Annotated in this window: 24 protein-coding genes and 1 pseudogene; 15 read left to right on the top strand and 10 right to left on the bottom strand. The window is 73.6% G+C overall.

All coding sequences use genetic code 11. The features are described from left to right. Position 1: 1 nt before the first annotated feature. Positions 2 to 895 carry an FAD binding domain-containing protein gene (locus tag ACIPXB_RS30975; RefSeq protein WP_401455197.1) on the bottom strand — a complete coding sequence of 298 codons (894 nt, stop codon included), beginning with the start codon at positions 893 to 895 and terminating at the stop codon, positions 2 to 4. A gap of 253 nt (positions 896 to 1148) precedes the next feature. Between ACIPXB_RS30975 and ACIPXB_RS30970 the strand changes: the two genes are divergently transcribed. Together ACIPXB_RS30970 and ACIPXB_RS30965 are read left to right on the top strand one after the other, a co-directional pair. Beyond that, positions 1149 to 2834 carry a PucR family transcriptional regulator gene (locus ACIPXB_RS30970; protein ID WP_401455195.1) on the top strand — a complete coding sequence of 562 codons (1686 nt, stop codon included), beginning with the start codon at positions 1149 to 1151 and terminating at the stop codon, positions 2832 to 2834. A gap of 159 nt (positions 2835 to 2993) precedes the next feature. Beyond that, positions 2994 to 3752 carry a hypothetical protein gene (locus ACIPXB_RS30965; RefSeq protein ID WP_401455292.1) on the top strand — a complete coding sequence of 253 codons (759 nt, stop codon included), beginning with the start codon at positions 2994 to 2996 and terminating at the stop codon, positions 3750 to 3752. A gap of 202 nt (positions 3753 to 3954) precedes the next feature. On the opposite strand, the gene ACIPXB_RS30960 is transcribed toward ACIPXB_RS30965, so the two are convergent. Then, on the bottom strand, positions 3955 to 4608 hold the full coding sequence (locus tag ACIPXB_RS30960; RefSeq protein ID WP_401455290.1) for a GntR family transcriptional regulator: 654 nt from the start codon (positions 4606 to 4608) through the stop codon (positions 3955 to 3957). A 143-nt stretch (positions 4609 to 4751) separates the two neighbouring features. On the opposite strand from ACIPXB_RS30960, the gene ACIPXB_RS30955 reads away from it, so the two are divergent. Beyond that, positions 4752 to 5618, top strand: a complete 867-nt coding sequence (locus tag ACIPXB_RS30955) for a (2Fe-2S)-binding protein (RefSeq protein ID WP_401455194.1) — start codon at positions 4752 to 4754, stop codon at positions 5616 to 5618. Between the two features lie 189 nt (positions 5619 to 5807). After that, entirely contained in the window at positions 5808 to 6890 is a 1083-nt protein-coding gene (locus tag ACIPXB_RS30950) for a DUF2637 domain-containing protein (RefSeq protein WP_401455192.1), read from the top strand. Between the two features lie 46 nt (positions 6891 to 6936). On the opposite strand, the gene ACIPXB_RS30945 is transcribed toward ACIPXB_RS30950, so the two are convergent. From ACIPXB_RS30945 to ACIPXB_RS30920, 6 genes and pseudogenes are all read right to left on the bottom strand, one after another. Then, entirely contained in the window at positions 6937 to 7311 is a 375-nt protein-coding gene (locus ACIPXB_RS30945; RefSeq protein ID WP_401455190.1) for an ATP-binding protein, read from the bottom strand. 148 nt (positions 7312 to 7459) lie between these two features. After that, on the bottom strand, positions 7460 to 7621 hold the full coding sequence (locus ACIPXB_RS30940) for a hypothetical protein (RefSeq protein WP_401455188.1): 162 nt from the start codon (positions 7619 to 7621) through the stop codon (positions 7460 to 7462). A 168-nt stretch (positions 7622 to 7789) separates the two neighbouring features. After that, positions 7790 to 7891: pseudogene (locus ACIPXB_RS30935) on the bottom strand (pyridoxamine 5'-phosphate oxidase family protein); the annotation flags it as partial. Positions 7892 to 7974: 83 nt separating this feature from the next. After that, positions 7975 to 8457: a DUF456 domain-containing protein gene (locus ACIPXB_RS30930; RefSeq protein ID WP_401455185.1), complete on the bottom strand. Its 483-nt coding sequence runs from the start codon at positions 8455 to 8457 to the stop codon at positions 7975 to 7977. A gap of 24 nt (positions 8458 to 8481) precedes the next feature. Next, on the bottom strand, positions 8482 to 9495 hold the full coding sequence (locus ACIPXB_RS30925) for a helix-turn-helix domain-containing protein (RefSeq protein WP_401455288.1): 1014 nt from the start codon (positions 9493 to 9495) through the stop codon (positions 8482 to 8484). Positions 9496 to 9818: 323 nt separating this feature from the next. Next, on the bottom strand, positions 9819 to 10193 hold the full coding sequence (locus tag ACIPXB_RS30920) for a VOC family protein (RefSeq protein WP_401455182.1): 375 nt from the start codon (positions 10191 to 10193) through the stop codon (positions 9819 to 9821). 64 nt (positions 10194 to 10257) lie between these two features. Here ACIPXB_RS30920 and ACIPXB_RS30915 point away from each other — a divergent pair, with 64 nt between their 5' ends. Together ACIPXB_RS30915 and ACIPXB_RS30910 are read left to right on the top strand one after the other, a co-directional pair. After that, positions 10258 to 11208: a helix-turn-helix transcriptional regulator gene (locus ACIPXB_RS30915; RefSeq protein WP_401455181.1), complete on the top strand. Its 951-nt coding sequence runs from the start codon at positions 10258 to 10260 to the stop codon at positions 11206 to 11208. A gap of 208 nt (positions 11209 to 11416) precedes the next feature. After that, complete coding sequence (locus tag ACIPXB_RS30910) at positions 11417 to 12976, top strand: hypothetical protein (protein ID WP_401455178.1); 1560 nt, start codon at positions 11417 to 11419, stop codon at positions 12974 to 12976. Positions 12977 to 13112: 136 nt separating this feature from the next. Here ACIPXB_RS30910 and rsgA read toward each other — a convergent pair whose 3' ends face one another. Together rsgA and ACIPXB_RS30900 are read right to left on the bottom strand one after the other, a co-directional pair. Beyond that, on the bottom strand, positions 13113 to 14243 hold the full coding sequence (gene rsgA / locus ACIPXB_RS30905) for a ribosome small subunit-dependent GTPase A (protein ID WP_401455176.1): 1131 nt from the start codon (positions 14241 to 14243) through the stop codon (positions 13113 to 13115). 383 nt (positions 14244 to 14626) lie between these two features. Beyond that, positions 14627 to 15754 carry a YihY/virulence factor BrkB family protein gene (locus ACIPXB_RS30900; RefSeq protein ID WP_401455173.1) on the bottom strand — a complete coding sequence of 376 codons (1128 nt, stop codon included), beginning with the start codon at positions 15752 to 15754 and terminating at the stop codon, positions 14627 to 14629. A 17-nt stretch (positions 15755 to 15771) separates the two neighbouring features. Here ACIPXB_RS30900 and ACIPXB_RS30895 point away from each other — a divergent pair, with 17 nt between their 5' ends. From ACIPXB_RS30895 to cysD, 9 genes are all read left to right on the top strand, one after another. Further along, positions 15772 to 17418, top strand: a complete 1647-nt coding sequence (locus tag ACIPXB_RS30895) for an acyl-CoA dehydrogenase family protein (protein ID WP_401455172.1) — start codon at positions 15772 to 15774, stop codon at positions 17416 to 17418. A 399-nt stretch (positions 17419 to 17817) separates the two neighbouring features. Then, complete coding sequence (locus ACIPXB_RS30890) at positions 17818 to 19122, top strand: GAF domain-containing protein (RefSeq protein ID WP_401455170.1); 1305 nt, start codon at positions 17818 to 17820, stop codon at positions 19120 to 19122. A gap of 4 nt (positions 19123 to 19126) precedes the next feature. Next, positions 19127 to 19696 (top strand): GNAT family N-acetyltransferase, encoded by a 570-nt coding sequence (locus ACIPXB_RS30885; RefSeq protein ID WP_401455167.1) that lies wholly within the window; start codon positions 19127 to 19129, stop codon positions 19694 to 19696. Between the two features lie 231 nt (positions 19697 to 19927). Next, on the top strand, positions 19928 to 20011 hold the full coding sequence (locus ACIPXB_RS30880; RefSeq protein ID WP_309550570.1) for a putative leader peptide: 84 nt from the start codon (positions 19928 to 19930) through the stop codon (positions 20009 to 20011). A gap of 202 nt (positions 20012 to 20213) precedes the next feature. Then, positions 20214 to 21911 (top strand): nitrite/sulfite reductase, encoded by a 1698-nt coding sequence (locus ACIPXB_RS30875; RefSeq protein WP_401455165.1) that lies wholly within the window; start codon positions 20214 to 20216, stop codon positions 21909 to 21911. After that, positions 21908 to 22087, top strand: a complete 180-nt coding sequence (locus ACIPXB_RS30870; protein ID WP_401455163.1) for a hypothetical protein — start codon at positions 21908 to 21910, stop codon at positions 22085 to 22087. The genes ACIPXB_RS30875 and ACIPXB_RS30870 overlap by 4 nt, the downstream gene beginning before the upstream one ends. Then, entirely contained in the window at positions 22084 to 22785 is a 702-nt protein-coding gene (locus ACIPXB_RS30865; protein ID WP_401455161.1) for a phosphoadenylyl-sulfate reductase, read from the top strand. The genes ACIPXB_RS30870 and ACIPXB_RS30865 overlap by 4 nt, the downstream gene beginning before the upstream one ends. Before the next feature lie 23 nt (positions 22786 to 22808). After that, the gene (cysC, locus tag ACIPXB_RS30860) at positions 22809 to 23354 is read left to right on the top strand and encodes an adenylyl-sulfate kinase (protein ID WP_401455287.1); all 546 of its coding nucleotides are present in this window, start codon (positions 22809 to 22811) and stop codon (positions 23352 to 23354) included. Next, a partial coding sequence (gene cysD / locus ACIPXB_RS30855; protein WP_401455159.1) for a sulfate adenylyltransferase subunit CysD occupies positions 23351 to 23880 on the top strand: 530 nt, incomplete at its 3' end. The genes cysC and cysD, both read left to right, overlap by 4 nt.

Genomic DNA, 23880 nt, shown 5'->3' with positions numbered 1-23880 from the left:
GTTACGCAGCCCCTTCAAGCGAGCGGCCGTTGGTGCCGCGGTACTGCTCCCACGTCCAGACCAGCTGGCGGCGAGCCAGGATGCCGACCGCGTGACGGCGGTACTTCGCCGTGCCACGGACGTCGTCGATCGGGTTGCACGCGGCGGAGGCGAGCTCACCGAACTGCTTGGCGACCGACGGGGTGATGACCTTGCCGGACTCCCAGAAGCCGCCCTCTTCGAGCGCGGCGTTCAGGAACTCCTCGGCGGCCTTCGCCCGGATCGGGGTCGGGGCGGCCGAGGCGATGCCCGTACGCACGGTGCGGGTGTCGGTGTGCAGCGCGAGGCCGAAGCCGCAGACGGCGATGACCATCGCGTTGCGGGTACCGACCTTGGAGTACTGCTGCGGGCCCGTGGCGTTCTTGATGTGGATCGCCTTGATCAGCTCGTCCGCGGCGAGCGCGTTGCGCTTGACGCCGGTGTAGAACTCGTCGATCGGGATCATGCGCGCGCCGCGTACGGACTCCACCTCGACCTCGCAGTCGGCGGCGAGGAGCGCGGGGTGGGAGTCACCGGCGGGCGAGGCGCAGCCGAGGTTGCCGCCGACACCGCCGCGGTTGCGGATCTGCGGGGACGCGACCGTGTGCGAGGCCAGCGCGAGGCCGGGCAGCGTCTCGCGCAGGTTCTCCATGATCTGGGTGTACGGGACGGAGGCGCCCAGCCGGGTGACCTCCTCGCCGACCTCCCACTCCCGCAGCAGCTCGATGCGGTTGAGGTCCAGGAGGTATTCCGGACGGCGGTGGTCGAAGTTGATCTCGACCATGATGTCGGTGCCACCCGCAATCGGCACAGCTGTGGGGTACTCGGCCTTAGCGGCGAGCGCCTCCTCCCAGCTGGCGGGGCGAAGGAAGTCCATGAGCGGCTCTCTTCTTCTTCATCGTGTCGTTCACTTCAAGCCAGGAGGCCATGCGGCCCTCGACTGGTCGTTCACGTGCTGTTAACGCGGTGTGGAGTCAGTACACAAGCCGCGCGTCCCCCGGGTGCAGTCACCGAAACCATGAAGGAGTTGGCTGGCGGCCTCCCTCGTCTTGTAGATTCGTATGAAAGGCGGTCTGCACGGACCTGACCGATTTCCAACGGCAACATCGAGACAGATCGGCGGCGACATCATGCGGCTGCGCGCACTGCTGGAGACCGAGGCGCTGGGGCTGCGGCTGCTGGGCGGCGAGGACGAGCTCGACCGGACGGTCCGCGGGGTCATGACGACCGACCTGAGGGATCCCAGCCGATACCTCTCGGGGGGCGAGCTCGTCCTGACCGGCCTGGCCTGGCGGCGGAATTCGGCCGACTCCGAGCCGTTCGTACGAATCCTCGCGAGCGCCGGTGTCGCGGGTCTGGCGGCCGGCGAGGCGGAGCTGGGCGACATCCCCGACGATCTCGTATCAGCCTGTCGGCGCAACCGGCTGCCGCTGTTCGCCGTGAACGAAGACGTTGCATTCGCCACCATCACGGAGTACGTGGTGCGGCAGGTCTCGGGGGAGCGCGCGGGCGACCTCGCGGCCGTCGTGGACCGCCACCGCCGCCTCATGACCTCCGGTCCTGCGGGGGGCGGACCTGATGTGGTGCTGGATCTGCTCACCACGGACCTCGATCTGCGGGCGTGGGTGCTCTCCCCCACGGGCCGGCAGATCGCCGGAGCGGGCGAACCGCTCGCTCCGGGTGTCTGCGCGGCTCTGGCGAGCGAGCACCTCGCGGCGGTCCGGACCGGCCGCAGGGGGCCGCACCGGATCTCCCTTCAGGGTATGACGTACTCCTTGTTCCCGATCAGACAGAGCGGGCGTGGCGCGACGGCCGTCTCGCGCGACGTCCGTGAGAGCGTTCTCTCCGACTGGCTGCTGGCCGTCGAGGCCGACGCGGGCGACTGGCCGGCCGAGCGGCTGGACCTGCTCCAGGGCGTCACCCAGCTGATCGCGGTCGAGCGGGACCGCCGCGACGCGGCCCGTACGGTGCGGCGCCGGCTGGCCCAGGAGGTGCTGGAGCTCGTCCAGACCGGCGCCCCGCCCGCCGAGATCGCCGCGCGCCTGCGGGTGGCGGCCCCCGTGCTGCTGCCGGGTCTGGGCGCCGCCCCGCACTGGCAGGTCGTGGTGGCCCGGGTGGACTGGGAGGGCGGGGAGATCCCCGGCGGCCCGGTGGCCCAGTCGCTGCTGGAGGAGATCCTGGTCGACCCCTCCCAGCCGGGTCCCGAGCCCTCCGACCGGATCGCGGTCGCCCATGCGGGTGACGAGGCCATCGCGCTCGTCCCGCTGCCGGCGCTGCCCGGCGACGGCGACGAGGACAAGGACCCCAAGGGCCCCGGCGCGGCCCTGCACGCCGACGTGCTGCTGACGGCCGTACGGGACCCGCTGGCGGCGGGCCTGGCCGACGACGGGCGGCTCACGCTCGGCGTCAGCGCGGCCGTGCACTCCGCCGAGGGGCTGCGCGGGGCGCTGGAGGAGGCCCGGCACGCCCGCCGGGTCGCCGCCGCCCGCCCGGGGCGCGTGTGCGCCGCCGGCCACCACGAGCTGGCCTCGCACGTCCTGCTGCTGCCCTTCGTCCCGGACGACGTGCGGCGCGCCTTCACCGCGCGGCTGCTGGACCCCCTGCGGGACTACGACCGCCGGCACCGCGCGGAGCTCATCCCGACCCTGGAGGCCTTCCTCGACTGCGACGGCTCCTGGACGCGCTGCGCCACCCGGCTGCACCTGCACGTCAACACGCTGCGCTACCGGGTCGGGCGAATCGAGCAGTTGACGGGCCGTGACCTTTCGCGCCTGGAGGACAAGCTCGACTTCTTCCTGGCCCTGCGCATGAGCTGAACCTCCGGCCCGCCCGGCGGCTGATGAGGTGTCCGAACTTTGTGAAAGAGTTCACCCGACCCCTTGGCCGAGTGCGACGATTCGTGCTGTCATTTCGCCCCAGGGGCTCAATGACGTGCTGCTCGCTTGCTTGGGGAGGGCAATGTGGCGGACACCGCCATGTCGGGTGCCGGAATGACCGGGGGAGACGACCCCCTCCAGCGGGCGATATGGCGGCTGCGGTCGCGCGGCTGCTGGGCCGACGCGGCGGCGCTGCTGGCACCGCACGGCGCCGACGCCGGCGCCGCCGTGCAGCGTACGGCGCTGCTGGTGGAGCGGTGCCTGTTCACCGGGGGCGGCTGGGCGGAGGCGGAGGACGCGCTGCGGACCGCCGAGGCGGTGGCGGCGGCGGACGACGAGCGGGGCGCGGCCGCGTGCGAGCGCGGGCAGCTGGCGTACGCGGCGACCGTCCTCGGCGTACGGGACCGGGCCGACGAGGCCCGGGCGGCGCTGGGCCGGGCGGCCGCGCTGCTCTCCCCCGACTCCCCGACCCGGCCGCTGCTGGACTTCCGGCGCGGGCTGGTGGCGGAGCACCTGGCGGACTCCCCGCAGGCGGCGCGGCCGGCCTACCGGCGCGCGCACGCCGGGGCCGCGGCGCACGGGGACACGCTGCTGCTGTCCTTCACCTGGCGGCACCTGGCCGGGCTGGCGCTGCGCGACGGCGAGCTGGCGGAGGCCCGGCACGGCTTCGCGGAGTCCCTGCGGATCCGGGAGGAACTGGGCTTCCTGGTCGGTACGGCGCCGGCGCTGGCGGCGCTGGCCGAGGCCGAACCGGAACCGGAGGCGACGAGGCTGCGCGCCGAGGCCCGCCGCCTGTTCCACCTGCTGGGCGGCATCCCCACCTGGCTGGCGGACCACCTGACGGCCCCGGCGGCGTAGCGCACCCGCAGGAACCGAGGCCGGCCCCGGCCGTGCGGAGGCGCCCGCACGTGGGAAGGACCGGGCGGGCCGGGGCCGGTCCGGCCGCCCTGCGCAGGCGGGGGCGGCGGCGGGCGCGGGCGGGCCGGGACGCCGGGGCGGGGGCCGGGCGCGGGCGCCCGGTGCGGTCGCCGGGGGGACGGAGCCGCCGGCCCGGGAGGGGTCAGGCGCAGGCGCCCATGAAGTGTTCGCGGACCAGGGATTCGACCACGGGGAAGTCGCGGGCGATCAGGGCCTCCAGGAGCGCCGCGTGCTCCGCCGCGTCCGCGACCAGGTCCGCACGGCGTACCCGCGGCGCGTCCTTGACCGGCCACTGCGAGCGCCGGTGCAGGTCGTCGGCGACCTGGACCAGCTGGTCGTTGCCCGCCAGCGCCAGGACGGCCCGGTGGAAGGAGCGGTCCGCCTCGGCGTAGCCGGCCGGGTCGTACGCGGCCGCGGCCGCCGCCGTGGCGGCCGCCGCGGGACGCAGCGCGACCCAGGACTCCACCGGCTCGGAGCGGGCGAGGCGCAGCATGACGGGGACCTCCAGCAGGGCCCGTACCTCCGCCAGCTCCGCCAGCTCGCGGGCGCTGCGCGAGACCACCCGGAACCCGCGGTTGGGCAGGCATTCGACGGCCCCCTCGAGGGCGAGCTGCTGCATCGCCTCGCGGACGGGGGTGGCCGAGACGCCGAACCGCTCGCCGAGCGCCGGCCCGGAGTAGATCTCCCCCGGCTCGAGCTCGCCGTCGACCAGGGCCGCGCGCAGTGCGTCGAGCACCTGCCCGCGCACCGAATGGCGCAGCACCTTGCGCTGGGTCTGGGCCGGTGTCGACGGCACCGGACCCGTGTCGGCCGCGTCGTGCACTCGGACCTCCTGACGGATCTCGGCTCCGCCGCAGGATACGGGACGCGGATGACCTGCTGGAGAGTTGGGTAAGGTTAGGCTAACCTTCTAACGATCGAGCGATTCGGTGGTCCGTCATGAGCGTCCCGGCCCTGTCGACCGCTACTGCGTCCGCCCCGGCCGGCTCTCCGGTGGCGGACGCGTACGCACGGCTGACCGAGGTCCATCCCGGACTCCGCGTCGACGAGCGGTCCGCGCACGAACCCGCCCCTCGCGGTGTGGGGTGGGTCGGTGCGGACGAGCTCGCGGCGGGCGGGGCGGCGGTGGACGCCTTCCTGGCGTGGGACGAGGAACAGGTGCTCCGGGACTACGGCTCCCCCGGACGCCCGGACGTCGTCGCCGGGTTCGGCCTGCACCGGTACGCGTGGCCGGTCTGCCTGCTGTTCACGGTGCCGTGGTTCCTGCACCGGCGGGTGCCCCGGCTGCCGGCGGACGCGGTGGCCCTCCACCGGACGCGGGGGCGGCTGAGCGTACGCGTCGAGTCGTTCGCGTGCCTGCCGGACGATCCGGCGGCGGGCCTGCCCGGCGCCCTGGTCGTGGCCGACGAGGAAGCGCTGCGGGCGCGGGTGCGGGACGCGGTGGCCGAGCACCTGGCCCCCGTGGCGGAAGGTTTCGCCCCCCGGATGCGGCGCGGCCGCCGCGCCGTGTGGGGCATGCTCACGGACGATGTCGCCGAGGGCCTGTGGTACGTCGGCGGACTGCTCGGCGAGGGGGACCGCGCGCGGGCCGAGCTGGACCTGCTGCTTCCGGGCGGCACGGCCCCGTACACGGGCGGCAGCGGCTTCCGTACGCTCCACGCGCCCGACGGCTCGGAACTGCCCACCCGCGACCGGGCCGGCTGCTGCCTCTTCTACACCATCCGCCCCGCGGACACCTGCATCACCTGCCCCCGGACCCGCGACGCCGAGCGGATCACCCGGCTGGCGGTTGCAGCGTCCGCCTAACCACCCGTCAGGGTGATGACAATCGAACACAACTCCCTTGTTGCGTGCGTGAGTTCGACCTACAACACCCTATCCGGAGGGCCTCGCCGCCCGTTGGCGTGCACTTGCCCCGAAACCCGCCTACAGGCCACCTGAAATCCGCCACTATGGCGCCCGGAAAGCCGCCGTACGCGACTCAAGGGACACCGGATGAGACTGACCGACATATCGCTGGACTGGCTGCTGCCGGGCAGTCTGCTGATCCTGGGCGTGCTTGCGGCAGTCGCGGTGCTGGCCCGGGGCCGGCGCGAGGGCGAGAAGGCCCCGGCCGAGGACAGCTGGGAACGCAGCGAGGAGCGCCGGCGCCGCAAGGAGGCCGTCTACGGCACGGCCTCGTACGTGCTGCTGTTCTGCTGCGCGGCCGTCGCCGCCGCCCTCTCGTTCCACGGGCTGGTCGGATTCGGGCGGCAGAACCTGAACCTGACCGGGGGCTGGGAGTACCTCGTCCCCTTCGGCCTCGACGGCGCCGCCATGTTCTGCTCGGTGCTCGCCGTCCGCGAGGCCAGCCACGGCGACGCGGCCCTCGGCTCGCGCCTGCTGGTGTGGCTGTTCGCGGGCGCGGCCGCCTGGTTCAACTGGGTGCACGCGCCGCGCGGGCTCGGTCACGACGGGGCCCCGCAGTTCTTCGCGGGCATGTCGCTCTCGGCGGCGGTGCTCTTCGACCGGGCGCTCAAGCAGACCCGCCGGGCCGCCCTGCGTGAGCAGGGCCTGATCCCCCGTCCGCTGCCGCAGATCCGGATGGTCCGCTGGCTGCGGGCCCCCCGGGAGACCTTCGGCGCCTGGTCGCTGATGCTGCTGGAGGGGGTGCGCACCCTCGACGAAGCGGTGGACGAGGTGCGGGAGGACAAGCGGGAGAAGGCGCAGGACCGGATGCGGCGGCGCGAGCAGCAGCGGCGCGAGCGGGCGCACATCCGGGCGCTGGGCCGGCAGCACAGGGCCTTCGGCCTGCCCCGGCCGCGCGGCCGTCAGGTCGAGGTGCCGGAGCTGGTCCCGGGAAACGGCTCCGCGCCGGTGGGCGCGGAGCCCGCCATATCGGAAGCGGGACAGCTGCCCACGCTTCCCCAGCTGGGAGGTACCTCCAGGCGGCCCTCCCTGCAGGCCGTGACCGGAACCGACGCCTTTGACACCGCGCCCCGGACGGTGGACCTCACCGCCGAGGACGACACCCAGACCATTCCCCGCCTCGACTCACTGGAGCGCAAGCTGAAGGATCTGGAACAGCAGTTCGGCTGACGGCCGGGCGTGACGAGGGCCGGTTCGGGGGTTGCCTGGGGCTCCCTCAGACCGGCCCTCCGTCGAGTTCGAACCACACCACCTTGCCCCCGCCCAGCGGGTCCACCCCCCAGGCGTCGGCGAGCGACTGCACCAGCACCAGCCCCCTGCCGTGCGTACCGTCGTCGGCGGTCGGTACGTACGGACGGGGCCGGCGCGCGGTGAAGTCCCGCACCTCCACCCGTAATCGCGCGTCGGCCCAGGCCGCCGACACCTCGGCGCCGTGGTCGGTGTGCACGAGCGCGTTGGTGACGAGCTCGGTGGTGAGCAGCTCCGCCACCTCCGCCGCGTCGGTCCGGCAGTGGTGCCGGAGCAACTCCCGTAAGGCTCTGCGGACTTCGCCCACCGCCTTCAGGTCCGCCCGGCGCACCGTCCGAGTCATTCCGGTCTTCGCCCCCACCCGCACGGCAACGTCCCTCCCGTGTCCGTTTCTCGAACAGGTCTACGGGATGCATTCCCGCCGGGGAGATCCGCACTCCTGCGGGATCACGGACGCGGCATGTTCCTGAGGTCGGATCGAGCCATCCGGATCACCGGAGCGGACCGGGCGCCGGGTCGGTGACCACGTCCGCGTCCGGATCGCGGTGGGTGGCCGCGTACGGGGGAAGGCCGGAAACCGGCACCTCCGGCCCGGCCGTACCGGGGGGTGAGCCGTCGAACAGAACCACATTGACGGGCAGGTCGTACTGCACCAGGGGGAGGAAATCTCCCCTCGGCACCGAGAGACCCGGCCGCCGGACACCGGCACCGCTTGACGGCCCCGCACGCCGGGCGGAGCGCCCCTCCCGGGGCCGCGCTCAGGACTCCTCGGCCGTCAGCCCCCACGCGTGGATGCGGTCCGGGTGGATGCGGATGACCTCGGGGCTCGCCTGCGGCCGGCCCGCCGGGTCCACCGTCGCCAGCCGCCCCAGCCGCTGGCCGCGCAGGTACGTCCGTTCCGTCTCGCTCAGCTTCGCCGTCATGCCTCCAGGGTCGCCGCCGGACGGCCCCGCCGCATCGGGCGCCGGCCCTACGCCGCAGGGCCCGGGCCACGCCGAGGCGCCCTTCAGCCCCACACCACGGCGCCCACCCAGGCCCCCACCACCAGCAGGCACGCGAAGAGCTCCACCAGCACGCTCGTGCCCACGGCCCGCATCACCGCCCGGACCGACGCCGCCGCCTCACCGTGCGAGCCCAGCCGCCGCCGCTCGCACAGGTAGATCCCGCCGACGAAGCCCGGGATCGCGCCGAGCACCGGTACGACGACGAAGCCGATGACGGCGCCCGCGCCCGCGTACACGGCCGTCTCCGGGGTGACCCCCACCGCGCGGATACGGCGCGGCGGCAGCTGCCACTTCACCACCTGCACCACCAGCAGCAGGGCGGTCGCCCCCACCAGCAGCGACCACGCCAGGGACGTCGGCTCGTGCAGCGTCCACCACAGCAGCGCCGCCCACACCAGCCACGTGCCGGGGACCCCCGGCACCAGCACGCCCAGCACCCCGAGCAGCAGGACCAGTCCCACCAGGAGGAGCTGCGGCACATCCACCCGCCCAGCCTGCCGGACCCGGGGTCACCGGGCCACCCAGCCCCGTTCGCGAGCGTGCCAGCCCAGCTGGAGCCGGGTCGTCACCCCGCAGACCTCCATCAACCCCTTCACCCGGCGCTGCACGGTCCGCAGGCCCAGCTCCAGGTGTTTGGCCACGCTGGCGTCCGTCATCCCCGCCAGCAGCAGCGAGAGGATCTCCAGGTCCGTCGCGTCCGGCGGGGCCGGCGCGCCGACCGGGGTGTTCCCCGGACCCAGCCGCAGCGGCAGCGCCTCCCGCCACACCGCCTCGAACAGTCCCCGCAGCGACTCCAGCAGGCCGGACGGGTGCACCACCAGCGCCGCCGGTTCCGGGCCGTGCACCGTCAGCGGGACCATCGCCAGGCTCCGGTCCACGATCACCAGCCGGGTGGGGATCCGGGCCGCCACCCGCACCCGCTCGCCCCGGTCCAGCGCCGCCGACGCCTCCCGCAGACCGCCGGGCAGCGTGAGGAGCTCCCGCTCGATCACCACCCGGTGTTCCACACGGTGCTCCACGCGGTGCTCCACGCCGTGCTCCACGCCGTGCCGCGCCGCCGGGTCCCCGGCCTCCTCGCCGCCGCCCGGCAGGTCCTGCGGGCGGCCCGTCACCAGGGCGCAGACCTCCTCCACCGCGCCCGCCCGGAGCTGGGCGAAACGATGCGCCACCGCGCTCGCGCCGCACACCACCTCCACCAGGTCGTGCACGGCCGGCTCCGCCGCCTCCGCCCGGTACTCCTCCGCCAGCAGCGCCGCCGCCAGCTCCGCCTGCTCCAGCTCGTGCCGCTGCCGGGTCAGCAGCGCGCCGAGCGCGGCCCCGGGTGGCGCGGCCACCCACCGGCCTGGCCGGGACGAGGACCGTGCGGCCAGCCCGTGGCGCTCGAGGTGGCGCAGGGTCCGTTCCGTCTGCGGGACCGGCAGCGTCAGCCGGTGCGCGAGGTCCGGCACCTCGGCCGCCCCCAGCGCCACCAGCGCGCGGTACGCCGACTCCTGTCCCTCGTCCAGGCCTATCGCACCCAGCAATCCGATCACCCTCCCCTTCGTGCGGCGCCTGGCGGGAAGCGGCCACGGCGCGAACCCGCCGCGGACATCATCACCGCACCCCGGGCCGGTCTGCCAAGCCCGGTTCTCCTGCCAGGGCTGGTCGAGACCGGGCACCCCGGCCGGACCCTGCGGGGTGCGGTAGATCCGGCAGGAGATCGAGGGCGTGGTGCCGGGCTCGGCAAGCGGGTCGCGGCCGTCGACCAGGATCGTCTGGGACCCGGTGAAGGCGGACCGCTCGGCCTCGGCCCGGTGAAGGTCTGCGCAGACCAAGCCGTCGAGGAGGTCGAGGCCGTAGCGGAGGATCAGATTCCGTGTGTCGACAGGCAGAACGGATGTCCTGCTGGATCCAGGAGTACCCGCCATACATCGGGGCGTGGCTGGAAGGACGGCAGGGTGGCGCCCAGGGCGAGCATCCGCTCCTGTGCAGCGTCCAGGTCGTCGACACCCAGTTCCAGGTGGGCCTGTTTGCCGAGGGCGGGATCGGGCCAGGTCGGGGGGCGGAAGTCGGCCTGGCGGATGAAGCCGAGCCCGGGCGCCCCTTCCCTGCCGAGAAGGATGAAGTCGTCGCTGCGGTACAGCGCGGGCAGATCCAGGGCTTCGCCGTAAAAGCGCGCCAACTCGGCTGGGTCAAGGCAGTCGAAGTCAAAGGAGAGGAGACGTATCTCGGGGGTGCTCATGGGACTGGACGGTAGGCCATGACCAGGACAGGTTGTGTCCTGGTCATGGCGGATACTGATGATTGTGATCAGGACCTCCTCCCGTCTGCTGCACCTGGTGTCGCTGCTGTCTGCCCGCCCGGTATGGACCTGTCGGGAACTGGCCGAGCGGATGGCGGTCACTGACCGCACGGTCCGCCGTGACATCGCCCGGCTGCGGGACCTGGGCTACGGCGTCGAGTCCGAGCCCGGGCCATGGGGCGGTTACCGTCTCAGTCCCGGCGCCCGGATGCCGCCGCTGGTGCTGGACGACGAGGAGGCCCTGGCCGTCGCCGTCGGCCTGCGTGAGGCTGCCCTCAGCGGAGTCCTCGGCGCCGGTCAGGCCGCTCTGTCCGCGCTGCTCAAGCTCCGCCAGAGCCTGCCGAAGCACCTCGCGGGCCAACTGACCGCGCTGGAGGGGACCCTTGATCACACTCCCCGCACCGGCGAACCGCAGATCGACATGCCTGTGCTGTTGGAACTGGCGCGGGCCTGCGCCAGCGGGCTGCGTGCCACCCTGTCCTACCGAGACCACGCCGGCCGCGCCTCTGTCAGAGAGATAGACCCCTACCGCTTGGTCCACACCGGTGCGCGCTGGTACCTGGTGGCCCGGGACGTGACCAAGCAGGAGTGGCGCACGTTTCGCGCCGACCGAGTGATGGCCGTGCACCCCACCACCGAACCAGCCGACCTGACTGATCCACCCGAGGCAGCACAGCTGGTCTCCCGGGGCATCGCGAGCGTCATCTACCCCGTGTACACCACGATCCGCCTTCCGCTGCCCCTGGACCGCGCGATGGAGGCGGTTCCCCCCAGCATCGGCACGCACAGCCCCGATGGCCCCAAAGCCACCGTAGTCCGGATCGGCGGCAACAGCGTCGAGTGCCTGGCCTCCTACCTCCTCGGCCTGGACACCCCGCTGACGGTGCTGTCCCCAGATGAGGTACGCGAAGCACTCGCTCGCCGAGCCGAGGCCCTTCTTGCCGCCAATCGCTGACCACATGTCCGTTCGCCGCAGCTGAACGAGAACAGGGCCGGCGAAGGCCGTGCCGAGGGCCGCGCAGGGCTCCGCCGCCACCAGGGCGTCCGCATGTGTGTGCGACGTTCGTGCGTACACCCCGGGCCGGGCGGCGGGGCCGCCGGGCAACTCGCCCGACGGCCCCGTTCCGCGTTTCCGCCCGCCGTCGGCGGCCGAAAATAAGGGCATGAATCAGCAGGGGGCTCCCGAGGACTGGTGGCAGAAGCTCTACGACGAGCCGCCGGCCGAGCCCGATCCCACCCCCGCCGCCCCACCGGACCCGTCCGACACCCTGGACGCCCGCTTCACCTCGGCGTCCGTCGTGACGAACCCGGAACCCCCACCCGACCCCCGCTCCGGCACCCTGCCGGCGCAACGGACGTACGGGTACGGCACGGACACCGCGCCACCGGAGCGGGGCGGCGGCGCCCCGGACCCGGGCGCACGGCCCGGGCCGGACGGCGGGACGACCCGGGCGACGGGCACGCGGCTCCCGCACGAGCCCGGGGCCACGGCGGCGGACGTGCCACCCACGCCGGACGGCGGGACCAGCCGGGCGACGGGCACGCGGCCCCACCAGAGCCCGGACCCGCAGCCGACGGGCACGCCCCCCGCGCCGGACCACGGGGTCCCGGCCGTGGGGGAAGCGACGGGGTACGCGCTCGGCGCGGTGGAGGTGCCCCCCGCACCTCCGACGCCCCCGCCCGGCCCGACGGCGCCGCAGGCGCCCCCCGCGCCCCCCGCGCCCGCGCCCCCGCCGCTGCCCCCGGAGTGGACGCCGGGCCAGGCGGCCCCCGCGCCGCCCGTCACACCTCCCGCGCCCGCGCGGCCCCCGGCGGAACCCGCCCCCCTGCCCGAGCAGTGGACCGAGTCGCTCGTCTCCCCCGAGCCCGGCGGCGGCCCCTGGCCGGAGCCCCGGCCCGACGCACGCCACCTCGGCGACCGGGCCCCCACCTACGCCGCCGAGCCGGGCAAGCTGGCCGAGGCCGACCCGGCGGAGCTGACGGCCCTGGTCTCCGACACCGTGCTGGAGGGCGCCCGCTACGGGACGTACACCCTGCGCGCCGCCTCCGTACGCGGCGACTCCGCCCGCTACCGCGGCGAACCCCGCCGCGACGTACTGCTCACCGCCCGGTTCGGCGGCGGTGACGACGCGCTGATCCTGGTCGCCGTCGCGGGCGCCGACCGGGCCGTACCCCGGGAGGCCGCCGCCGAGGTCTGCCGCTGGGTCGCCTCGGCCGTGGGGCGCAGCCGGACCCGGCTCGCCGACGACATCCGGGCCGGCCGGCGCGACGCCCTGCGGTCCGGGCTCCAGCGGCTGACCGACCGCGGATACGGGCGGCTGCGCGCCCGCGCCACCGAACTGGGCTACACCGAGGACCAGTACACCGCCGGCCTGCGCTGCCTGCTGCTGCCCATCGACCCGGAGTGCCGTACCCGGGTGTGCTTCGGGGCCGGACCGGGCGGGCTGTTCCGACTGCGGGCCGGGGCGTGGCAGGACCTGGAGCCCGCACCGCAGCCCGGGTTCACCTTCCGGGCGAGCGTCGCGCGCGCCGGGGACACGCTGCTGGTCTGCTCCGGCGGCCTGGCCGGGCCGATGCGCGAGGAGCCCCTGCTGCCGGCCGAACTCTCCGCCCGCTGGGCTCCGCCGGAGCCGCCGGGCCTGGCCTGCTTCCTCGCCGACACCTCCCTGCGCCTGAAGGGCTACGCCGACGACCGCACGGCGGCCGGGGTCTGGGAGGACTGACGCCCCGGTGACCGGGACGCCGGCCGGGGCACGCCGGAACCGGGCCCTCCAGGAGGAGGGCCCGGGCGGGCTGCGAACCAGGGGCCGGAGCCGGGGCCCGGACCGGAGCCGAGAGGCCCCGGCCGGGGTGGCCGGGTCAGCGGCGGGGGTGGCCGCCGCGCTTGACCGCGTAGTTCAGGCGGCCCTCCGCCGACTTCAGGCGCCAGTCGCGGCGGAGGTCGGCCTGCGCCTTGGCGTCCGTCTTCGCCACGATCCACTGGTTCTCGCGGACCAGCTTGCGGTACGACTCCAGCCGCCGCTGCGACAGTTCGCCGGACTCGAGCGCCGCCAGCACCGCGCACCCCGGCTCCGACTCGTGGGCGCAGTCGTGGAAGCGGCACTGCGCCGCGTACTCCTCGATCTCCGAGAAGACCTGGCCGACGCCCGCCTCGGCGTCCCAGAGGCCGACGCCGCGCAGCCCCGGCGTGTCGATCAGGACGCCGCCGCCCGGCAGGGCGAGCAGGTTGCGCGTCGTGGTGGTGTGGCGGCCCTTGCCGTCCACGTCGCGCGCCGCCTGCACCTCCATGACGTCCTCGCCGAGCAGGGCGTTGGCCAGCGTGGACTTGCCCGCGCCGGAGGTGCCGAGCAGCACGCTCGTCCCGTCGGCGACGACCGTGCCCAGGACGTCCATGCCCTCCCCGGTCAGGGAGGACACGGTGAGGACCTGCACGCCCGGGGCCACCGTCTCGACGTCCTCGACGAGGTACGACAGCGCCACCGGGTCCGGGACCAGGTCCGCCTTGGTCAGCACGACCAGCGGCTGTGCGCCCGACTCCCAGGCCAGCGCCAGGAAGCGTTCGACACGGCCGAGGTCCAGCTCGACGGCGAGCGAGACCGCGACGATCGCGTGGTCGACGTTGGCGGCGAGGATCTGGCCCTCGGACCGCTTGGAGGAGGTGGACCGCACGAACGCGGTCCGGCGCGGCAGGTACGCCTTCACGTACCGCGGGTTGCCGTCCGGTTCGACGGCGGCCCAGTCACCGGTGCAGATGACCCGCAGCGGGTCGTGCGGCGTGACGAACGCGGTGTCGGCGCGGACCAGGCCGTCCGCGGTCAGTACGTCGCACCGGCCGCGGTCGACCCGTACGACACGGCCGGGCAGCAGGCCCTGCGCCGCGTACGGAGCGAACTCGGCGGCCCACTCCTCGTCCCACCCGAGGAGGGTGAGGGCGGACTCGTCCGACGAGAAAGCAGCAGAAGAAGCAGAAGAGAAAGCGGAGGAAGTCAAGGGGGACCCTTCACAAGGGTGGCCCCGGCAACGCGCGCCCTGCGCGCGGGAAGAAGCGGAGTGTCAGCCGGTGACCACAGGAATGAGAGACATGGCCTTCTGAGTGCGGGCAGCGCCCTGCGCAGCAACCGTCATCAAAGGACTCACCTCCTGTGTCATGCACGCGGCATTGGTTCGACGTGACGCGTCGCGATTCGACGGCGTCCGACGTGAACGGCTGTACCGTAACAAGATCCACGACAACCCCGCCAGCGATTTCCGGGCAGGATCCGGCGGGCACCGGACCGACTCGTATTCCCGTACGAGTCCCCCGTCCGGGTGGACGCGCGGTGCGCCGGGCTGACGGAGGCCACATGCCGCCGGGCCCGGCCCCCCTCGGCCGCTCAGTGCGGATGCCGCTCCTTGTGCAGGCGGGCCTTGTAGTCCTCCGGCGGCAGGAACTTCGACCAGCGCTCCGGGAACTCCGACGGCATCCCGTCGTCCTCGTCGTCCTCGGACTCCCCCTCGGCCAGCGCCCGCCAGGCCGCCGCCCGCGCCACCAGCATCGCGGCCTCCGCCTCGCGGGCCCGTTCGTTGGCCTCGCGGGCCGCCGCGGTGGCCACCGAGGGCCAGACGCGGTCGATGGCGGCGTTCACCGCGGCCCCGACCAGCACCGCGAACGCCGAGATGCCGATCCACAGCAGCACGGCGACCGGGGCCGCCAGCGAGCCGTAGATCGTCGGTCCCTCCACCGTGTTCGTCAGGTAGATCCGCAGCAGGAAGCTGCCCAGCACCCACATCGCGAGGGCGACCAGCGCCCCCGGCACGTCCTCGATCCACGGCGAGCGCACCGGCACCGACACGTGGTAGAGCGTGGTCAGGAAGGCGATGGACAGCAGCGTGACGGTGGGCCAGTACAGGACCGCGATCACTTCCGTGCCCCAGGGCACCAGCCGCACCACCGCGTCCGGGCCGACCACCATCAGCGGCAGCACGATCGCGCCGATGGCCAGCGCGACGACGTACAGCAGGAAGGCCAGCAGCCGGGTCTTGACGATGCCGCGCTGCCCGTCGAGGCCGTACATGACGGTGATGGTGTCGATGAAGACGTTCACCGCGCGCGAGCCGGACCAGAGGGCGAAGGCGAAACCGAGGGAGATGATGTCGGGGCGGCCGCGGCTGGTCACGTCGTCCAGCAGGGGTCTGGCGATGTCGTTGACGCCCCGGTCGGACAGGACGGTGCCGACGGCCCCCAGGATGTTCTCCTCGATGCTGGCGACGGTCGTGGTGTCGGTCCAGTTGTCGACGTAGCCCAGCAGTCCGAGCAGGCCGAGGAAGAGCGGCGGCAGGGAGAGCAGCGTGAAGAACGCCGCTTCGGCCGCGAGCCCGAGGATCCGGTACTCGATGCACGAGTTGACGGTGTCCTTGAGCAGCAGCCAGGCCATCTTGCGCTTGGAGACGTTGCGGTAGAGGGCCCGGGCCCGGTGGAGCCGCCCCGGGAGCCGCTCGGGTGTTTCATTTGCTGCCTGCACGTCTTTACCGTATCGGCATGGCAGCCACCACCCACACAGTCACCAACCAGGCCCCGCCCCTCGTCGGGTACGACGTCTACGGCGGCGACCGGGCCCTCACCGAGGGCGTCGAGCGGCACCTCGCCCCCGAACTCCTCGGCGACGTAAGGGAAGAACTCACCGATCTCGGGCGTGCCGCGGGCTCCGCGCAGGCCCAGGAATGGGGCGCCCTGGCGAACGAGAACCCGCCGAAACTGAAGACGCACGACCGGTACGGCCACCGGATCGACGAGGTGGAGTTCCACCCGGCCTGGCACCGGCTGCTCGGGCACGCCGTGACGGCGGGGCTGACCGACGCCTGGGGGCGCGAGGACGGGCATCTGCGCCGGGCGGCCGGGTTCTTCGTCTGGTCGCAGGCCGAGGCGGGCCACGGCTGTCCGGTGTCGATGACCCACGCGGCCGTCCCGGCCCTGCGGACGGATCCGGCGCTGGCGGCCGAGTGGGAGCCCCGGCTGACCTCGCACGTGTACGAGCAGGGGCTGCGGCCGGCCGGGCAGAAGGCCGGGGTCCTGTTCGGGATGGGGATGACGGAGAAGCAGGGGGGCAGCGACGTACGGGCGAACACGACCGCGGCCACGGCGCTGGACGCGCCCGGCGAGTACCTGCTGACCGGCCACAAGTGGTTCTGCTCGGCGCCGATGTCGGACGGCTTCCTGGTGCTGGCGCAGGTCCCGGCGGCCGGGAAGGACCGGCTGAGCTGCTTCCTGGTGCCGCGGGTGCTGGAGGACGGCACGCGCAACGTCTTCGCGATCCAGCGGCTGAAGGACAAGCTGGGCAACAAGTCGAACGCCTCCAGCGAGGTCGAGTTCGACGGGACCTGGGCGCGCCTGGTCGGCGAGGAGGGCCGGGGGGTGCGGACCATCATCGAGATGGTCGCGGCGACCCGGCTGGACTGTGTGATCGGCTCGGCCGCGCTGATGCGGCAGGCGCTGACCCAGGCCGTGCACCACGCGGAGCACCGCTCCGCCTTCGGCGCCCGGCTGATCGACCAGCCGCTGATGCGCAACGTCCTGGCCGATCTGGCGCTGGAGTCGGAGGCGGCGACGACGCTGATGCTGCGACTCGCCGCGGCCTACGACGCCGGGACGGAGCAGGAGCGGGCCTTCCTGCGCCTGGCGGTGCCCGCGGCGAAGTACTGGGTGACCAAGCGCTGCACGCCGACGGTCGCCGAGGCCCTGGAGTGCCTGGGCGGCAACGGCTACGTGGAGGAGTCCGGGCTGCCGCGGCTGCTGCGCGAGTCGCCGCTGAACTCGATCTGGGAGGGCTCGGGCAACGTACAGGCGCTGGACGTGCTGCGGGCGCTGCAGCGCGAGCCGCAGGCGCTGAACGCCTTCCTCCAGGAGGTCGGGCTGGCCCGGGGCGCCGACCACCGGCTGGACGCGGCGATCAAGGACCTGCTGACCGAGCTCGCCGACCTGGAGGGCATCGAGGCGCGGGCGCGCCGGCTGGTGGAGCGGATGGCGCTGGTGCTCCAGGGGTCGCTGCTGGTGCGGTTCGCGCCGCCGGAGACCGCGGACGCGTTCTGTGCCTCGCGGCTGGGGGGCGACTGGGGGAACGCCTTCGGGACGCTGCCGCACAGCCTGGACCTGGGGGCGATCGTGGAGCGGGCGCGGATCGCGGGCTGAGGCGTCACGGCCACGCGACGGGCTGAGGTGTCACGGCCACGCGAGGGGCTGAGGTGTCACGGCCACCCGACGGGCTGAGGTATCTCACGGCCACCTGACGGTGGCGGGCCGCGCCGGCGCGGGCCTGCGGCCCGCACCGAGCGGGCCGCACGGGCGCGGACCGCGGGTCGGGAGGGGTCCCCAAACCCCGGCCGGGCCCGGATCCGGGCCCGTTGCGTGGGAGCAGGGGTGGCGCCGCGCCGACTCGGCACCACCCCTGATCCGAGAAAAGCCCCGAGGAGGAGCTGTGGCCGCCGCAGGGCGGCGCCCGGCACAGTTTCGGTCGGGCGACCGGCACTTGGCGAGGGTTGCGTACCGTTGCAACGCTGTTGTTGGTCCGGCTCACACGGGGAGGATCCGGTGGCCCACACCGCAGTCGACTTGAACCGGCTCTCTGCCATGGACACGCGCGAGGCATCGCGGCTGCTCAAGGGGGTACGGGCGGCTGCGCTGGCCGGGGACCCGCCGCCGGCCGCGCCCCGGCCGGACATCGCGGCCTCCTGGCGGCGGATGCTGGCGGGCGGGGTCCACCCGGACCGGGACGCGCGCTCGCGGATGCTCTCGCTCGCCGAGACCGAGGAGCGCCGGCAGCTCTCGCCGCTGCGGGAGATCCTGCCCGTGCTGCGCGAGGGACTGCTGCCGGCCCTGGACGGGGCCCTGCACATCATGGTGGTCGCGGACGCGGACGGGCGGCTGCTGTGGCGGGAGGGGGCCTCCGCCATCCTGCGCAGGGCCGACCGGCTGGGCTTCTCGGTGGGCGCGGACTGGGCCGAGGGCGTGGTCGGCACCAACGGGGTGGGCACGGCGCTGGTGACCCGGCGGCCGGTGCAGGTCTTCTCGGCGGAGCACTTCGTCTCCAGCCACCACGACTGGACGTGCGCGGGGGCGCCGCTCCACGACCCGCGCGACGGGTCGCTGCTGGGGGTGGTGGACGTGAGCGGGCCGCTGGCGACCATGCACCCGGCGACGCTGGCCTGGGTGAGCTCGGTGGCCCGGCTGGCCGAGCGGGAGCTGCGGGTGCGCCACCTGGAGTCGCTGGAACGGCTGCGGGCGGTGGCGGCGCCGATCCTGGCGCGGCTGCCGGGGCGGGCCCTGGCGGTGGACGGGCACGGCTGGACGGCGGCCGTGACGGGTGTGACCCCGGTGGACCGGCTGCCCCTGCCCAAGGGCTTCGGCCCGGGCCGGGTGTGGCTGGCGCAGCTGGGCGACTGCGGGGTCGAGCCGCTGCCGGGCGGCTGGCTGATCCGTATCGACGGGGCGCGCACGGGCGGTGCGGCGGCGGGCCGGGTGGTGCTGGACCTCAGCCGGCCGCGCGGCTGGTCCGCGACCGTGTACGGGGCGGCGGGCAGCTGGTCCCAGGAGCTCAGCCCGCGCCATGCCGAGCTGCTGTTCCTGCTGGCGGACTGCCCGCGGGGGCGGTCGGCGGCGGAGCTGGCACAGGAGCTGTTCGGCGATCCGACGCGTACGGTCACGGTGCGCGCCGAGATGTCACGGGTACGCCGGCACCTCGCCGGAGTGCTCGCGCACCGGCCGTACCGCTTCGCGGAGGGCGTCGAGGTCGAGCTGATCCGCCCGGCGGACCCGCGGACGCTGCTGCCGCACTCCACCGCACCCTCGGTGATCAGGGCCCGCGTGGGCCGCGGCGGGCCGGGCGTGATTCCCTGACGGCATGAGCGAGCGCACCATCACGTTGACGACCTGGTCCCTGGAGATGACCTCCCCGGCCGAACTGGTCCCCGCCGCCGTACCCGGCGAGGAGATCCGCATCGAGCGGGCGGAGGTCCCCTCCCCCGAGTTCAGCCGCTTCCTGTACGCGTCCGTGGGCGGCGACATCCACTGGACGGACCGGCTGTCGCTGACCCGCGCGCAGTGGGTGGCGCAGCTGGAGCGGCCGGGGGTCGAGACCTGGGTCGCGTACGAGCGGGGCACGCCGGCCGGCTACATCGAGCTGGACCCGCAGGACGACGGTGTGGTGGAGATCATGTACTTCGGTCTGCTGCCGGACTTCCGCGGCCGGCGGATCGGCGGCCACCTGCTGTCGGTGGGTACGGCGCGTGCCTGGGACCTGGCCTCGCGCTGGCCGGGCCGGACGCCGACGTCGCGGGTGTGGGTCCACACGTGCAGCCAGGACGGGCCGACCGCGATGGACAACTACCTGCGCCGTGGCTTCCGCCTCTTCCGTACGGAGACCGAGGAGAAGACGGAGTCCCCGACCCCCGGCCCGTGGCCGGGCGCGTAGGCCCCGGCGCGTCAGCCGGGCGCGTAGGCCCGGCGCGTCAGCCCGGCGCAGGCCGGACATCCGCAAGGGCCGCCCTCGCGGATGTCCGGCCTGCGCGCACACGGCGCGTTCAGGACATCCGCCCGCCTTCCCGGCGTGACCCAGCCCACACCGTCTCGGAATTCGGGACGGATCTGTCCGCATCGCGGACAGTAGTGGACTCGTACAAGAGGCCCGTGCCACGCTTCGGCCATGAATGGAGCTGGAATTGCCTTGGTGAGTCGGCGGCACGTCGACCTCGGCCGCATGTCCAGCGCCATCTGTCCGGCGAGCTGACCGAACCAGCCACCGCCGCACCTCGCCGTCCCACCGCCGCCGTAGCCGGTCGCGGACGAGCCGACACCTGCACAGCCCCCGAGGCCGATGACCGCCCCTGCCCACCGGCGACGGGGCCCACTCTGCCGCACCTGCACACATCTGCGCAGGTCACCCCCGTGCCCTGCCCCTGCCTTGAGCCGCCACAGAAGGACGTACCGCCATGGCCGCCACCCCAGAGAAGCCCACTCCCGCAGCCGCGCGCCGCAAGACCGGCCGTCACCGCGGTGAGGGCCAGTGGGCCGTTGGCCACCACACGCCCCTCAACGGCAACGAGCAGTTCAAGAAGGACGACGACGGTCTCAATGTGCGGACACGCATTGAGACGATCTACTCCAAGACCGGCTTCGACTCGATCGACCCCAACGACCTGCGCGGACGCATGCGCTGGTGGGGTCTGTACACGCAGCGCAAGCCCGGGATCGACGGCGGCAAGACCGCGGTCCTGGAGCCGGAGGAGCTGGACGACTCCTACTTCATGCTGCGCGTGCGCATCGACGGCGGCCGTCTGACCACCGAGCAGCTGCGCGTGATCGGTGAGATCTCGCAGGAGTTCGCGCGCGGCACCGCCGACCTCACCGACCGGCAGAACGTGCAGTACCACTGGATCCGGATCGAGGACGTGCCCGAGATCTGGCGCCGGCTGGAGGCCGTGGGCCTGTCGACCACCGAGGCCTGCGGCGACACGCCCCGCGTCATCCTCGGCTCGCCCGTCGCCGGCATCGCCGAGGACGAGATCATCGACGGCACCCCGGCCATCGACGAGATCTACCGCCGGATCGTGGGCAACAAGGAGTTCTCCAACCTGCCCCGCAAGTTCAAGTCGGCCGTCTCCGGCTCGCCGCTGCTGGACGTGGCGCACGAGATCAACGACATCGCCTTCGTCGGCGTGCACCACCCCGAGCACGGCCCCGGCTTCGACGTGTGGGTCGGCGGTGGTCTGTCCACCAACCCCAAGCTGGGCGTGCGCCTGGGTACCTGGGTCTCGCTGGAGGAGGTCCCGGACGTCTACGAGGGCGTCATCTCGATCTTCCGCGACTACGGCTACCGGCGGCTGCGCACCCGCGCCCGCCTGAAGTTCCTCGTCGCCGACTGGGGCGCGGCCAAGTTCCGCCAGGTCCTGGAGGACGAGTACCTGGGGCGCAAGCTGGCCGACGGCCCGGCCCCCGAGCAGCCCTCGGGCCAGTGGCGCGACCACGTCGGCGTCCACCGGCAGAAGGACGGCCGCTTCTACGTCGGCTTCGCGCCCCGCGTCGGCCGCGTCGACGGTGCCACCCTGACCAAGATCGCGGATGTCGCGGAGCGGCACGGCTCGGGCCGGCTGCGCACCACCGCCGAGCAGAAGATGATCGTCCTCGACATCGACGAGGCGCAGGTCGAGTCGGTCGTCGCCGCCCTGGAGGCGCTGGACCTGCGGGTCAAGCCGTCCCCGTTCCGGCGCGGCACGATGGCCTGCACGGGCATCGAGTTCTGCAAGCTGGCCATCGTCGAGACCAAGGCGCGCGGCGCCTCCCTCATCGACGAGCTGGAGCGCCGGCTGCCGGCGTTCGACCAGCCGCTCACCATCAACATCAACGGCTGCCCCAACGCCTGCGCCCGTATCCAGGTGGCGGACATCGGTCTCAAGGGCCAGCTGGTCCTGGACGACGACGGCAACCAGGTCGAGGGCTACCAGGTGCACCTCGGCGGCGCGCTCGGCCTGGAGGCCGGCTTCGGCCGCAAGGTCCGCGGCCTGAAGGTCACCTCGGCCGGTCTGCCCGACTACGTCGAGCGGGTCGTCAAGCGCTTCGAGGCGGAGCGCGAGGACGGCGAGCGCTTCGCGACCTGGGTCGGCCGCGCCTCCGACGAGGCCCTCTCATGAGCGAGCGCGCCGCCCCGTTCTACTGCCCGTACTGCGGCGACGAGGACCTGTTCCCCCACGAGCAGGGCCACGGCGCCTGGGAATGCAGGGCGTGCAACCGGGCCTTCCAGCTGAAGTACCTCGGGCTGCTGGCCCGCGGATTTCAGACCGACGACGCTGGAGGGGACGAGATATGACGACGGTTCAGGAGACCCGTGACCTCAAGGAGCTGGCCGAGCGGGCGGGCCGCGACCTCGAGGACGCCTCCGCGCTGGAGATCCTCACCTGGGCGGCCGGGACCTTCGGGGCCAGGTTCTGCGTGACCTCCTCCATGGAGGACGCGGTCGTCGCCCACCTCGCGTCCCGCGCCTTCCCCGGCGTGGACGTGGTCTTCCTCGACACGGGCTACCACTTCGAGGAGACCATCGGCACCCGTGACGCGGTCGAGGCCGTGATGGACGTCAACGTCATCACCCTCACCCCGCGGCAGACGGTGGCCGAGCAGGACGCCGAGCACGGGCCGAAGCTGCACGACCGCGACCCGGACCTGTGCTGCGCGCTGCGCAAGGTCACGCCGCTCCAGGAGGGCCTGACCGGGTACGACGCGTGGGCGACGGGCCTGCGCCGCGACGAGTCCCCGACCCGGGCGAACACCCCGGTGGTCGGCTGGGACGAGAAGCGGCGGAAAGTCAAGATCTCCCCGATCGCCCGCTGGACCCAGGACGACGTGGACGCCTACGTCGTCGAACACGGTGTCCTCACCAACCCGCTGCTGATGGACGGCTACGCCTCCGTCGGCTGCGCCCCCTGCACCCGCCGGGTGGCGGAGGGCGAGGACGCGCGGGCCGGCCGCTGGGCCGGCCGGGCGAAGACCGAGTGCGGACTGCACGGCTGATGACCGAACCTACGGAGAACCAGATGAGCGTGACCGGCCAGGGAGCCACCGTGTGGCTGACCGGTCTGCCCAGCGCGGGCAAGACCACCATCGCCTACGCGCTGGCCGAGCGGCTGCGCGCCGAGGGCCACCGGGTGGAGGTCCTCGACGGCGACGAGATCCGTGAGTTCCTCTCCGCCGGGCTGGGCTTCACCCGCGAGGACCGCCACACCAACGTGCAGCGGATCGGCTTCGTCGCCGAGCTGCTGGCCGGCAACGGCGTCAAGGCGCTGGTGCCGGTGATCGCCCCGTTCGCCGACAGCCGCGAGGCGGTCGCCAAGCGGCACGCCGACGCCGGTACGACGTACCTCGAGGTGCACGTGGCCACTCCGGTCGAGGTGTGCTCCGAGCGCGACGTGAAGGGGCTGTACGCCAAGCAGGCCGCGGGCGAGATCTCGGGGCTGACGGGCGTCGACGACCCGTACGAGGCTCCGGCCGCCCCGGACCTGCGCATCGAGTCGCACACCCAGACCGTCCAGGAGTCCGCGGCGTCGCTGTTCGCGCTGCTCAACGAAAGGGGTCTGGCGTGACCACCGCTGCCCACCCGCACACCACCACCGACGCCGACGCTCCCTACGCGCTGTCGCACCTGGACGCGCTGGAGTCGGAGGCGGTGCACATCTTCCGTGAGGTGGCGGGCGAGTTCGAGAAGCCGGTGATCCTGTTCTCCGGCGGCAAGGACTCGATCGTCATGCTGCACCTGGCGCTGAAGGCCTTCCGGCCGGCGCCGGTGCCGTTCGCGCTGCTGCACGTGGACACCGGCCACAACTTCCCCGAGGTCATCGACTACCGCGACCGTACGGTGGCCGCGCACGGGCTGCGGCTGCACGTGGCCTCCGTCCAGGAGTACATCGACGCCGGCACGCTGCGCGAGCGTCCCGACGGCACCCGCAACCCGCTCCAGACGGTGCCGCTGACCGAGGCGATCCAGCAGCACCGCTTCGACGCGGTGTTCGGCGGAGGCCGCCGTGACGAGGAGAAGGCCCGCGCGAAGGAGCGGGTGTTCTCGCTGCGCGACGAGTTCTCCCAGTGGGACCCGCGCCGCCAGCGCCCGGA

The sequence above is a fragment of the Streptomyces sp. NPDC090022 genome (assembly GCF_044748145.1).
In the GTDB taxonomy this organism is placed as follows: domain Bacteria; phylum Actinomycetota; class Actinomycetes; order Streptomycetales; family Streptomycetaceae; genus Streptomyces.
This window is presented reverse-complemented; position numbering and strand designations above follow the sequence as displayed.